The sequence below is a fragment of the Yoonia sp. genome (assembly GCF_042093035.1).
GTDB lineage: Bacteria > Pseudomonadota > Alphaproteobacteria > Rhodobacterales > Rhodobacteraceae > Yoonia.
This window is the reverse complement of sequence record NZ_JBELFI010000075.1, coordinates 1-12302: the sequence shown is the minus strand read 5'-3', so window position 1 is coordinate 12302 and position 12302 is coordinate 1. Positions and strand designations below refer to the sequence as shown.

General features: G+C 55.7%; 13 protein-coding genes. 5 read left to right on the top strand and 8 right to left on the bottom strand.

Features of this window, described 5'->3' with window-relative positions; genetic code table 11:
- Positions 1–154: 154 nt before the first annotated feature.
- The 3 genes from ACFDSS_RS10120 to ACFDSS_RS10110 all read right to left on the bottom strand — a co-directional run bounded on the left by ACFDSS_RS10120 (position 155) and on the right by ACFDSS_RS10110 (position 2276).
- On the bottom strand, positions 155–574 hold the full coding sequence (locus ACFDSS_RS10120; protein ID WP_375255627.1) for a hypothetical protein: 420 nt from the start codon (positions 572–574) through the stop codon (positions 155–157).
- A 100-nt stretch (positions 575–674) separates the two neighbouring features.
- Positions 675–986: an ETC complex I subunit gene (locus tag ACFDSS_RS10115; protein ID WP_375255626.1), complete on the bottom strand. Its 312-nt coding sequence runs from the start codon at positions 984–986 to the stop codon at positions 675–677.
- Positions 987–1046: 60 nt separating this feature from the next.
- A complete protein-coding gene (locus ACFDSS_RS10110; protein WP_375255625.1) occupies positions 1047–2276 on the bottom strand; it encodes an aminopeptidase in 1230 nt (409 codons plus the stop codon).
- A gap of 182 nt (positions 2277–2458) precedes the next feature.
- Here ACFDSS_RS10110 and uvrB point away from each other — a divergent pair, with 182 nt between their 5' ends.
- From uvrB to ACFDSS_RS10095, 3 genes are all read left to right on the top strand, one after another.
- Positions 2459–4660, top strand: a complete 2202-nt coding sequence (uvrB, locus tag ACFDSS_RS10105) for an excinuclease ABC subunit UvrB (RefSeq protein ID WP_375255624.1) — start codon at positions 2459–2461, stop codon at positions 4658–4660.
- 175 nt (positions 4661–4835) lie between these two features.
- Positions 4836–5264, top strand: coding sequence for an excinuclease ABC subunit B (locus ACFDSS_RS10100; protein WP_375255623.1), 429 nt, complete (start codon positions 4836–4838; stop codon positions 5262–5264).
- Entirely contained in the window at positions 5264–5734 is a 471-nt protein-coding gene (locus tag ACFDSS_RS10095) for a pyridoxamine 5-phosphate oxidase (protein WP_375255622.1), read from the top strand. The genes ACFDSS_RS10100 and ACFDSS_RS10095 overlap by 1 nt, the downstream gene beginning before the upstream one ends.
- Here ACFDSS_RS10095 and ACFDSS_RS10090 read toward each other — a convergent pair.
- From ACFDSS_RS10090 to ACFDSS_RS10075, 4 genes are all read right to left on the bottom strand, one after another.
- The gene (locus tag ACFDSS_RS10090) at positions 5729–6238 is read right to left on the bottom strand and encodes a hypothetical protein (RefSeq protein WP_375255621.1); all 510 of its coding nucleotides are present in this window, start codon (positions 6236–6238) and stop codon (positions 5729–5731) included. The genes ACFDSS_RS10095 and ACFDSS_RS10090 overlap by 6 nt on opposite strands.
- Positions 6239–6317: 79 nt before the next feature.
- Positions 6318–7550 carry an ABC transporter permease subunit gene (locus ACFDSS_RS10085; RefSeq protein ID WP_375255628.1) on the bottom strand — a complete coding sequence of 411 codons (1233 nt, stop codon included), beginning with the start codon at positions 7548–7550 and terminating at the stop codon, positions 6318–6320.
- 98 nt (positions 7551–7648) lie between these two features.
- A complete protein-coding gene (locus ACFDSS_RS10080) occupies positions 7649–8455 on the bottom strand; it encodes an ATP-binding cassette domain-containing protein (RefSeq protein WP_375255620.1) in 807 nt (268 codons plus the stop codon).
- Between the two features lie 100 nt (positions 8456–8555).
- Positions 8556–9560, bottom strand: a complete 1005-nt coding sequence (locus ACFDSS_RS10075; RefSeq protein ID WP_375255619.1) for an ABC transporter substrate-binding protein — start codon at positions 9558–9560, stop codon at positions 8556–8558.
- 462 nt (positions 9561–10022) lie between these two features.
- On the opposite strand from ACFDSS_RS10075, the gene ACFDSS_RS10070 reads away from it, so the two are divergent.
- Positions 10023–11405: an aspartate aminotransferase family protein gene (locus tag ACFDSS_RS10070; protein WP_375255618.1), complete on the top strand. Its 1383-nt coding sequence runs from the start codon at positions 10023–10025 to the stop codon at positions 11403–11405.
- On the opposite strand, the gene ACFDSS_RS10065 is transcribed toward ACFDSS_RS10070, so the two are convergent.
- Positions 11402–11536: a hypothetical protein gene (locus tag ACFDSS_RS10065; RefSeq protein WP_375255617.1), complete on the bottom strand. Its 135-nt coding sequence runs from the start codon at positions 11534–11536 to the stop codon at positions 11402–11404. The two genes, ACFDSS_RS10070 and ACFDSS_RS10065, sit on opposite strands and share 4 nt — an antisense overlap.
- Before the next feature lie 146 nt (positions 11537–11682).
- Between ACFDSS_RS10065 and ACFDSS_RS10060 the strand changes: the two genes are divergently transcribed.
- A partial coding sequence (locus ACFDSS_RS10060; RefSeq protein WP_375255616.1) for a GntR family transcriptional regulator occupies positions 11683–12302 on the top strand: 620 nt, incomplete at its 3' end.

Below are 12302 nucleotides of genomic sequence, written 5' to 3'. Positions count from 1 at the left end.
ACTCGAACCCTCAACCTGCTGATTAGAAGTCAGCTGCTCTATCCAGTTGAGCTATCGGACCGCACATCGTCGGTATCGCGCGCCAATAGCCCGCTTGGCAAGTGATAAACCGCTCAATTCCCGATCTTGTCTGGAAACCTTTGCCGTTATTCTACTATCGGTTTGGATTGCTGCTTTGTGGGAAATAGGCAGCGCGGCTGGCCCAATCTTCCCGGACAAAAATCGTGGGTTCCACATAATGATGCGCATGAATCATCGCATCCATCACTTCGGAAAGCGCAATAAGGTCCCGCGCGATCGATATCTTCAATTCCACCATCGGATAGGTCTCGGTGCCACCAGCCTGGAAGCCCGAAATGTGGGTTGTGGCTGTCGATCCTGCCTCCGGCAGTGCCGTTTCTTGCCCCAAAGCTGAAATACTTGCCGCCCGCTGATAACGGCTAAAACGCAGCGGATGCACCTTCATTACCGCATCTACTATGCGGTCAGTATCATCTGGCACCGTCTGGACTTCGATAGGGCAGACAGGCACCAAACCACCGGATTTCGCAATATAATTTGCTATATTTTCCATGATAACGCTCTATGTTCACTACTTGTTCTCACACTTAACAAGCGCCGGGTCAGCGCTACGGAAAGCGCCGCATCAAGTTACAAAACATCAATAAACGGAGCTAGTGGGTCCAGGCGCCACGCCGGTGAGTGGCAAAGTTCTCACCATATCCGCCGGGACGGATGTTCGCTTTGCGCGGCTTGGGCTCGCGCACAACAGCATCAATTCCGTGCTCTTTGGCATACTCCAAAGCCGCTTCTTTGCTGTCGAAATCCAGCTTCACCTGCGCTTGCGTGTCCGAAGACGACGTCCACCCCATCAATGGATCAACTTCGCGCGCCGTTTCCGCGACATGCTCCAAAACCCAATGCTTGGTTTTGGCCGTACCCGACGACATGGCAGTCTTAGCTGGCTTATAGATTCGTGCACGCATTCCCGGTCTCCCTTGGCTGGCTTCTATATGTGCAAATCGCGCGTCAAAAGCAAGCGTTCCTCAGGCCCATTCACCACCACGCATCACTGGAATTCGCTTACCAGTCCTGGTAATCCCATCAATATCCACGGCATCCGATCCCATCATCCAATCCACATGGATCAAGCTCTGGTTGCCGCCCTTTTGCTTTAGCTCCTCGGGCGAAAACTCTGACCCACCCTCTATCGTGTCCGCATAGCACTGGCCCAGCGCGATATGGCAAGACGCATTTTCGTCAAAGAGCGTGTTGTAAAACAGCGTTCCAGACCGACTGATCGGGCTGGAATGCGGCACCAACGCCACCTCTCCAATCCGGCTGGCTCCATCATCGGTTTTCAAAAGCGCCTTCAGCACATTTTCCCCCTGCGTTGCCGTCGCTTCAACAATCCGACCCGCCTCAAAACGCACCGTGATATTCTCAATCACTGACCCCTGATGCGCGAGCGGCTTTGTCGCCGCAACTGTACCTTCCACCTTATAGGCATGTGGGCAGGTAAAAACCTCCTCAGTTGGAATATTGGGTTGGCAGACAACACCGTTCAGAGCGGGCGATGCGCCGCCCTTCCAGATGTGACCATCCGCAAGCCCCAAATGCAGGTCCGTCCCCGGACCTGTGTAATGCAAAGCACTGAAATTATGCGCATTCAGCCAATCGACACGCTCTTGCAATGCCTGACTGTGGGCCTCCCAATTCGCAACCGGGTCGTCGCCCTCCAAGCGCGAGGCGGCATAGATCGCATCCATCAACCTGCCCTGCGCTTCCTCAATTGGCAAATCAGGAAAGACGCGCGCGGCCCAAGTCGCACCGGGGTAGGCCACAATATTCCAATTGACCTCAAAGCCAACAATCGGCGTCATCGCAGGCTTGGCCGCAATCGACGTCGCTTTGCTGAGGCGCGCCACTTTCTCAGGGTCCTGCTCGGCCAGTAGCATCGGATCATCGCCCGTGATCGCCATGCGCGCAGCACCACCCTTGAAGGCGGCTGCCATCCCTTCATAAAGCCAATTCGGGGCGCGATCAAAACTTTCATCGGGCGCATGGGCATATCGGGCCAAGATGATCTCATCATCAGTAAAGAACGGCGTAACAATACCGCCACCGGCTTTGTAGGCGTGAATAGCGATGCGGCGGACCAGCTCAAGCGCAGCCATGGGCGCAGTAATCACAAGATCTTGTCCCGGTTGAAGGTTCACGCCAGTGCGCACGGCGACCTCGGCAAGACGGTCAAGTTTTTCGGGATCAATCGACATCAGATGCGGCCTTCTCATACTCGGTGAAGGTCGATGTTAAGGGATGATGAGGCGCGGTCAACAGGACAACGCGGCGGTCTTGCCAATTAACCGATCAATACTGCTGACACATCCTGTCAGCAGCCACCCTTGAACCCGCCTTCAAACAGATCAACTATAGCGGTGAAGTAAAGGACATCGTCATGGCCACCGCCACCCCTGAACCCGAACAATACCTCTCCAACCCCGCGCCGGACGTGAAAACGCGCGAGAAGATGGAAGGTGGCAAAGCATTCGTGCTCAAGACCGAATTTGCCCCCGCAGGCGACCAACCCACAGCCATCGATGAGCTATCCGAAGGCATCCGGAGCGGAGAGCGCGATCAAGTGCTCTTGGGGGCGACCGGCACAGGCAAAACATTCACGATGGCCAAGATGATTGAAGAAACACAACGCCCCGCGATCATCCTCGCACCAAACAAGACGCTGGCCGCTCAGCTTTACGGTGAATTCAAAGGGTTTTTTCCGGACAACGCCGTCGAATACTTCGTCAGCTACTACGATTACTACCAGCCCGAAGCCTATGTCGCGCGCTCCGACACCTACATCGAAAAAGAAAGCCAGATAAACGAACAGATCGACCGGATGCGGCATTCTGCAACGCGCGCGCTGCTGGAACGGGACGATGTCATCATCGTGGCGTCGGTTTCTTGCATTTATGGTATTGGCTCGGTTGAGACTTATGGCGCGATGACGCAGGATATTCATGTCGGGCGCGAATACGACCAACGCCAAATCATGGCAGACCTCATCGCCCAGCAATACAGGCGCAATGACCAAGCCTTCCAGCGCGGCACCTTCCGCGTGCGCGGCGACAGCTTGGAGATTTGGCCCGCCCACCTTGATGATCGTGCATGGAAACTATCGTTCTTTGGGGAAGAGCTGGAAAGCATCACGGAGTTCGATCCGCTCACTGGTGACAAGACAGACACCTTCGAGAAAGTCCGCGTCTACGCGAATTCGCACTACGTCACTCCAAAGCCAACGATGCAGCAGGCCATCATCGGGATCAAAAGAGAACTGCGGATCCGGCTCGACCAACTGGTTGCGGATGGCAAGCTGCTCGAAGCGCAACGACTTGAGCAGCGCTGCAACTTTGATCTTGAGATGCTTGAGGCGACCGGCGTTTGCAACGGTATCGAAAACTATTCACGTTACCTGACCGGGCGGGCTCCGGGTGAACCGCCGCCCACGCTGTTCGAATTCATTCCCGACAATGCCATTGTTTTCGCGGACGAAAGCCATGTCTCCGTGCCGCAAATCGGTGGTATGTATAAAGGCGACTACAGGCGGAAATTCACACTGGCCGAACACGGGTTCAGGCTGCCATCATGCATGGACAACCGCCCGCTCAAGTTCGAAGAATGGGACGCCATGCGCCCGCAATCCGTCTTCGTCTCGGCCACACCTGCGGCCTGGGAGTTGGAACAGACCGGCGGCGTGTTCACGGAACAAATCATCCGCCCGACGGGCCTGATCGACCCCGAAATTGAAATCCGCCCTGTTGACACCCAAGTTGACGACCTGCTGGACGAAGTTCGCAAGGTGGCCGCCGACGGCTACCGGACGTTGGTGACAACGCTGACCAAACGGATGGCAGAGGATCTGACCGAATATCTGCACGAACAGGGCATCAAGGTGCGCTACATGCACTCAGACATCGATACCATCGAACGGATCGAAATCCTGCGCGACCTGCGGCTGGGGGCATTCGACGTACTGATCGGCATCAACCTTCTGCGCGAAGGTCTGGATATTCCCGAATGCGGGTTGGTTGCCATTCTCGACGCCGACAAGGAAGGCTTCCTGCGCTCGGAGACCTCACTGGTGCAAACCGTCGGCAGGGCGGCGCGGAACGCCGATGGGCGGGTCATTATGTACGCCGACAGGATCACCGGCTCAATGGACCGCGCGATGCGCGAAACCGAACGGCGCCGGGTCAAGCAACTGGCCTATAACGAAGAGCACGGGATCACGCCCCAGACGGTCAAAAAGAACGTCGAAGATATTCTGGCGGGCCTCTACAAAGGCGACGTGGACATGAACAGGGTCACGGCAAAGGTCGATAAACCAATGGCGGGCGCGAACCTCGCTGCGGTTCTGGAAGGGTTGCGGACAGACATGCGCAAAGCAGCCGAAAACCTCGAATTCGAAGAGGCCGCCAGGTTGCGCGATGAGGTCAAACGGCTGGAAACCGTTGAACTGACGGTGGCTGATGATCCGCTTGCACGACAACAAGCGGTGGACAGAGCAGTCGATGACGCTCAGAAAGCAAGCGGACGAAGCACCGGCGGCAGAGGCGGAATGCGCGGCGGGAAATCGCGGTATGGGGGGAAGCGCAAGTAGTTTGGATTAATCTCGATGTAATCTGACACCGGCTTTGCTGGCGAAGGCGTTGCTTACCACGCTTGGCGGAACACGGCCCTCATGTAGCGAAATCCAATCTGGCCGATACTTGTTGAACGATTTTTCATAGCCCTTCGCATCTTGCCACGCCCACAAGACCAGCTACATCTTGTATATGCGTATTGCTCTCGCCTTACTCCTTCTCGCCACCCCCGCCGCCGCGTGGGAGTTTTCGGCGAACCCCATCTGCACCCTGACGGACAGATCAGAGAAGGCCACTATGACCGTTACCTATGATCCTGAGATTGCCGAATACGCCATCACAGTGACCCTAGCCGATGACACATGGCCGACCGGTTCAACCTTCGGCATGGCCTTCGCCTCTGATCGGCCCATCAACATCCAAACTGACCGGTTCACGCTGAGCGATGAGGGGCGCAGCCTCACGGTCAAAGATCGCGGATTCAGCAATGTGCTTGACGGGTTGGAATTCAATGCCCGCGCCTATGCGATCCTTGGTGACATGACGGTGGGCTTTTCCTTGGACGGCATTGAAACGGCCATCGAAGCGTTCCGTAGTTGTCCAGCCGACAATCTGGCGTGATGACCAAACGCGACCCCATCAATCCGACCGATCGAAATGCGCGCGAGATCGCGCAAAAGCTTCTGGCGGACCTGCGGTTCGGCGCAATTGCCGTCACCCACCCCGACAGACAAACGCCCTATGCGGCGCGGATCGCGATGATGTGGCATGATGAACAATTGCTCACGCTGGTCTCGACGTTGTCGTTGCACACCAAAGCGCTGCAATCGCACCCCCACTGCGCGGCCCTGATCGGAGAGCCCGCCGACAAGGGCGACCCCCTCACCCATCCGCGGATGACCTTGATATGTGAAGCCGCACTCATAGACAAATCAGATCATAAGATTGCCTGGCTAAACGCGATCCCGAAAGCCAAGCTTTACTATGATTTCAGCGACTTCCAGATGTACCGGCTGGACATTCAAGAGGCGCATTTGAACGGCGGTTTTGGCAAAGCGTATCGGCTCAACACCGATAATCTGGTCCTATAGCTTTCCGCGCCAAACAACGCTGCCCTGTCGCCACGTCCCTCCAATCAAGGTGCCCTTCTGGTCTGCGTGCGGGAACGTCACCCGCCAATCGCGATACCGGTCATTTGTGACAACCCGCAGCCCAAAGTCCGTCGCAAAGGACAGGATCGCTTCATCCGCGACAACACCTTTGTCAACCACACATATATGCTCTCTCGGGACGCCAATCAGCGGTGCCAGTCTCGTCTCATTGTAATAGCAATCATCCAGCACATATCCCACGTTTGCATCGAAAAACACGATTGGCGCATAGCCCTTTGCCTCAAGGTCGCGCAGCACCCGAGAAAGCGTCCTTACCGACGCGCCGTCCCCCCAATGCATGACGTTCGAGCCATCTACCAAAATCGCATTTTCCGGCGGGACTTCGGCAAGTCGCGCTTTTCCCTTCCGCCCAAGATTGCGAAAAAGCAGAAGAACCAGAACGCCAAGAAGGCCCAGCGTGCCAAGAACCGTGTCAGAGAGCATTGCGAGAGCCGACAATTAAAAGGGGCGAGAGCACAAAACTCTCGCCCCTATCATTCGGACTTTCAATAACAGGCAGCAATCAACCCTTGCCCTTCCAGGGCACCAACCACTTTTCAGCCTGACGCATCAGCATATCAATGCTGAAACCGATGATGCCGATCAGGATGATACCCATCAGGACAATGTCTGTGCTCTGGAATTTCGAGGCCACCATAATCATCATGCCAGCACCTTTTTCAGCCGCAACCAGTTCAGCCGCAACAACGGTACCCCAACAGACCCCCATGGCAACACGCGCACCTGTGAATATCTCAGGCAGAGAGTTGGGTATGATGACATGACGCATGATCTGCCACTTGGACGCGCCTAGCGAATAGGCGGCATGGACTTTGGATATCCGCACACCGGACACGCCAGATCGGGCCGCGATCGCCATGATCCACAAGGCCGCAAGGAAGAGCAGGATGATCTTGCCCACTTCACCAATACCAGCCCAGATAATCACCAGCGGGATCAAGGCAAGCGGCGGTACCGGACGCATGAATTCGACAATCGGATCAAACCACCCACGAAACCAGTTCGACAAGCCCATGGCATAGCCCAACGGGATACCCACCAGCGCACCAAGGGAGAAACCGACAATCACCCGGAACAGCGAGTAACCAAGATGCTCTGCCAATGTCGAGTTACGATACCCGACAGTCGCGATTTCACCCAACCGGCTCCATACCGCTTCTGGTGAAGGCAGCCAGATTGGCTCCATCTGAATGCCCGTGTCGGGGATGATGTTCAGCGTGCCCTTGTCCGACATCGCCACGCGGCCAAATGCAACATCGACAGAACCACCCGGCGCAATCGCTTGGCCGTCCACGGCGGTGACAAATGTTTCCTCGTCGCGGCCCATTTCGTCGTTGCGATCAACACGCAACAATTCGCTTCTGTAGACCGCAATTGCCGTTGCATCGTTTTTGGCAATTCCATCACCGGGCGTAATGTCTGGCGCATCAGCCTCCTCACCGGTTGGATGAACAATCACGCTCACAGTTGCCGTGTCAGTCTCACCTGATGGTGTCGTGATCGTGTACTCAAACGTGCCTTCCCCCGAAAACGGGCCGGGTGCGTGCATGAACCCGGGAAGGATCTTTGATCCCGTAAACGCGCCCCAAAGCACAAAAATCAACACGATGGAGACAACAGACGCCGCCGTATTCGAAGTGACGGCACTTTCGTCGCCGAACGTCACCGTCTTCAACGATCCGTAGTCGCTCTTGGGGGTAAGCATCCGTTTGATACCACTCCAAATGACCATCATCAAAAGGATGATGAGCACGTAACCCACAACAAAAGGTGCTGCGGCAAGTAAGGTGGATAGCACCGCGAGAAGCTCGCCCCAGAGATCTGCAAATATACTCATGATGCGTCCTCCGTACGACCCATAATTTCCTCTTCCATATCCCAGATCATACCGAGAATCTCTTCCCGGGTTTCGCCAAACTTGGGATGTTTCTTAACCTCACGCAGGTCCTGACCAACCCCCATTTCGGCGAATGGCAGGCGATACTCTTTATGAATACGGCCCGGACGGGGCGCCATCACAATCAAGCGTTCTCCCAGCAATAGCGCCTCTTCAACGGAGTGCGTGATAAGGATGATCGTTTTGCCGGTCTCTTTCCAAAGCTTCAAAACGAGGCCCTGCATCTTTTCCCGGGTCAGCGCGTCGAGCGCGCCGAGTGGTTCATCCATCAAGATGACATCAGGTTCGTTTGCCAAACAGCGGGCCAAGGCGACACGTTGCTGCATTCCGCCCGAAAGCTCATAGACGGCCTTTTCCTTGAAGTCCTGCAAACCGACCACATCAAGCAAATGGTCGACGATCTCGGCCTTTTGCTTGGACGGCATACCCTTCATCGACGGACCGAAGCCCACATTCTCGCGCACGCTCATCCACTCGAACAAAGCACCCTGCTGGAAAACCATGCCCCGTTCGGCAGCCGGACCGTTAACCAGATGACCGTTGAGAATGATCTTGCCTTCCGTCGGGGCCAAGAAGCCCGCAACAATGTTCAACAGTGTCGTTTTACCACACCCCGACGGCCCCAGTACCGAAAGCAACTCTCCTGCCATCAGGTCCAACGACACATCATGAAGCGCTTGCACAGACGACCCATTCGGCAGATCGAACCGCATCGACAGTTTCTCTAATTGTAACCCTGACATGGCGTGTCCCGTTGTTTCCCCTGAAAATCCTTGCTTGGCTCAGGCAAGGATTGTCAGGAGAAAAACTGGCGCGCGCTTGGCGCGCGCCAGAAAAGACCGACTACATGCCTTTGACAGCCATCAAGGGGCCAGTGTTAACCGCCGCTTCGTAGCTATCCAGCGAGGATGGGATAGAACCGGAGTCCACGAACACGTCAGCCACGCCTTTCATGAAGGATGGTGCCGCACCGCCGAGCCAAGCTTCGGACAACTGCGTATCAACGTCTGGGAAGACAAATGTCGCCATTGTCTGTGCCGTCGCTTCTTCGTCCATACCAGCGTCTTGCGCGATGACAGGCAGCATTTCAGCAACACCGGAACCATCGTTCCAGGCCGCGTTTGCATCCGCTGTGACTTCGAGGAACTTCGCAACCAAATCGCCGTTCTCAGCAACGAAACCTGCAGGTGCGGATGTCACGTCAAACACCAGGATGCCCAGCTCTTCTTTTTCAGCACCCGTCAGTAGCACGTTACCATGCTCCAACATGCGGCGCAGCGCGCCACCCCAACCGCAGGACATATCGACCTGACCTTGGGCGAGTGCGGCAGCGCCCTCGGCAGGTGCCATATCAACGACGTCGAGCGATGCAAGATCTACCCCGAAGTAGTCCATCTGACGCAGGAAGCCGTAGTGTGCGGCCGTACCAAGCGGAACGGCAACTTTCTTGCCGGCAAGCTCGTCGGCGCTGTCTTTGTCGATCTCAAGGCCAGAAGAGACGACGCAGTTGTCGTTGTCGGCATAGGAAACCGCAACATCAAGGATTTGCAAGTCTTGGCCCGCAGATGTTGCAACAACAAATGGCGGCACGCCTTGGCTGACAGAAATATGCACGTCGCCGGACGCCATTGCCGCAGACATCGCTGTGCCTGAATCAAAGCTGACCCAATTGATCGCGACGCCCATTTCTTCTTCATAGGTGCCGTTCACTTTCGCGTACTGGAATGGCATTGGCCACTCAAGGAAGTAAGCAACAGTGATCTCGTCGGCATCAGCAACCGCCTGCGATGCGCCTGTCATCAGTGCAACGCTCGCTGCAGCACCCATAAGTGCATTCTTAAGTTTCATCGATATTCTCCCGTGTTGCAGCCCCGCATTGGCAGAACTGAGGCTTTCTTGACGCGTTACTCGCATCTTAGATGTGGTAGCTGAACATGATTGCCTTTGTATGCCAAGTGCATTTCTGTCCAACCGGTTATGCCTCGCACGATCCGGCCATTGGCCAAAACGCGACAAGTCAAGCGTCAGCCAACGCATTTCGTGACTTCACGTCAATCATTGATATGCGCACTCATTGGAGGACATGCTCAGGCACTCACGACTTCATTATGAATATTGTTACATATAATTCATGCGCTTATTGTCGGGATTGGTTGGGAAGGGGACATGCTGTCCATGTATCTGGTTATAACTATGCTGCCCATCTGGCCCTAACGGAAACGCTTATACAAAAGGCAAGCTAGCATAGAAATTGAGCAGCCAATCAAATGGATTCGGCGCACAACCTTACCGCTTTCTGGAGTAACGGACATGGATACACATTCTTTTGCAAACGATCCTGCGCATGTTGTCGAAGCCGACCGCGCTCACGTATGGCACCATCTTAGCCAGCATAAACCATATGAGACCGTCGATCCACGCATCATCGTCGAGGGCAAAGGCATACGTGTATGGGACATCAAGGGTAAGGAGCATATTGATGCCGTCTCCGGCGGTGTCTGGACAGTCAACGTCGGCTACGGTCGAGAGCGGATCGGCAAGGCGATTTCCGATGCCGTGACCAAGATGTGCTTCTTTGGCGGCACGGCGGGCACCATTCCGGGCGCCCAATTCGCCGAAATGCTGATCGAGAAAATGCCCGGTCTCGACCGCGTGTACTACACAAACTCCGGCTCGGAGGCGAACGAGAAAGCCTTCAAGATGGTGCGCCAGATCAGCCACAAGCATTATGGCGGCAAGAAGCAAAAGATCTTGTACCGCGAGCGTGACTACCACGGCTCCACGATTGCCACCATGTCTGCCGGTGGTCAGGACGAACGTAACGCACAATACGGCCCCTTCGCTCCTGGCTTTGTGCGCGTGCCGCATTGCATGGAGTACCGCTCACAAGATGGCTCTTTGGGCGAAGAATATGGTGCAAAAGCCGCGCAGGCGATTGAGGACGTGATCTTGGCCGAAGGCGCCGACACCATTGGCGCGCTCTGCCTTGAGCCGATCACCGCTGGTGGCGGCATCATCATACCACCCAAGGGCTATTGGGAGCGCGTTCAGGAAATCTGCAAGAAGTACGATATTCTGTTGCACATTGACGAAGTTGTCTGTGGCATTGGCCGGACAGGCACGTGGTTCGGCTATCAACAGTTTGGCGTTCAACCCGACATCGTGACAATGGCAAAAGGCGTGGCATCAGGATACGCGGCGATTTCTTGCTGTGTGACCACGAACCGCGTCTTTGACATGTTCAAGGACGACACCGATCACTTGAGCTACTTTCGAGATATCTCGACTTTCGGTGGCTGCACTGCCGGGCCGGCGGCGGCGATCGAAAACATGAAGATTATCGAAGAAGAAGACCTGCGCGGCAATTCGGTCGCAATGGGTGCGCACCTCAAAGAGAACCTGAATGTGATGATGGAAAAGCACAAATGGATCGGCGACGTGCGCGGCATGGGGCTTTTTGCAGGCGCCGAATTGGTCGTGGACCGCACCACCAAAGAGCCAGTCGACGAAAAGCGCGTTGGTGCAATCGTCGCGGACTGCATGGCACAAGGGATCATCATTGGCGCGACAAACCGGTCTTTGCCGGGCTACAATAATACATTGTTGTTCGCGCCAGCTTTGATTGCCACCAAAGACGATCTCAATCAAGTGACCGAAGCAGTTGACGCGGCCATAACCCGCGTCTTGGGTTAAGACGTGACCGGAGCAGGGCCTTGGCTCTGCTCCACCACAACATCGGCGCCGTGCAGGGTTTGCGACGTCACATAGGCCGCCAGACTGGTGGCTCCGATAACAATAATGAACGCAATCTGTAGCAATTTCATAGGGCCTCTCCGTTTAGGGCTAACCTTGAAACGGGGGCGCATGGAATTTCCGGCGGTCGCACTGTGAAACTCTGCGGCTTTCTGCGTTGCTCTCTTGCTTCTTCACGACCTTAAGGCCAATCTGGAGCCTCAGATAAGGCCAGTATATGTCAATTTCCGTCGAAAGCTTTTTTATCGACCCTTCGGCAGAGGGCACCCTGCAAGCGCGCGTTCAGCAAATGGTCGCGCAAGGGATACTCGCGGGGCGCTTGCGCGCGGGCGAAAAATTGCCTTCGTCGCGCAAGATGGCGGCGCATTTGGGGGTCAGCAGAATTACGGTAACATTGGCGTACACCGAATTGGTTGCTGACGACTATCTGATGTCGCGCGGACGTTCAGGGTACTTTGTCTCGGAAAACGCGCCCGAACCCCCCGCCTTTCCGGCGCAACGGGCCAACGTGGGCACAGTCGATTGGGGCCGCACGATTGCGCAGCGCTTCACACCGGGCCTCAGCCTGAGCAAGCCCGCAGATTGGGCCAGCTATCGGTTCCCCTTCATCTACGGGCAAACCGACAAGACGCTTTTTGACAGCGCAAACTGGCGGCTTTGCGCCTTGCGCGCGCTGGGTATGCGGGATTTTAGCGCGCTGACGTCCGACTACTTTGATGGAGACGACCCTGAACTGGTCGATTTTATTGCCCGACAAACGCTGCCAAGAAGGGGGAATCTGTCCTCATTGGTACTGTTGGAATCAACGGAAGGACCCAACGCCAAGAAAATGACTAC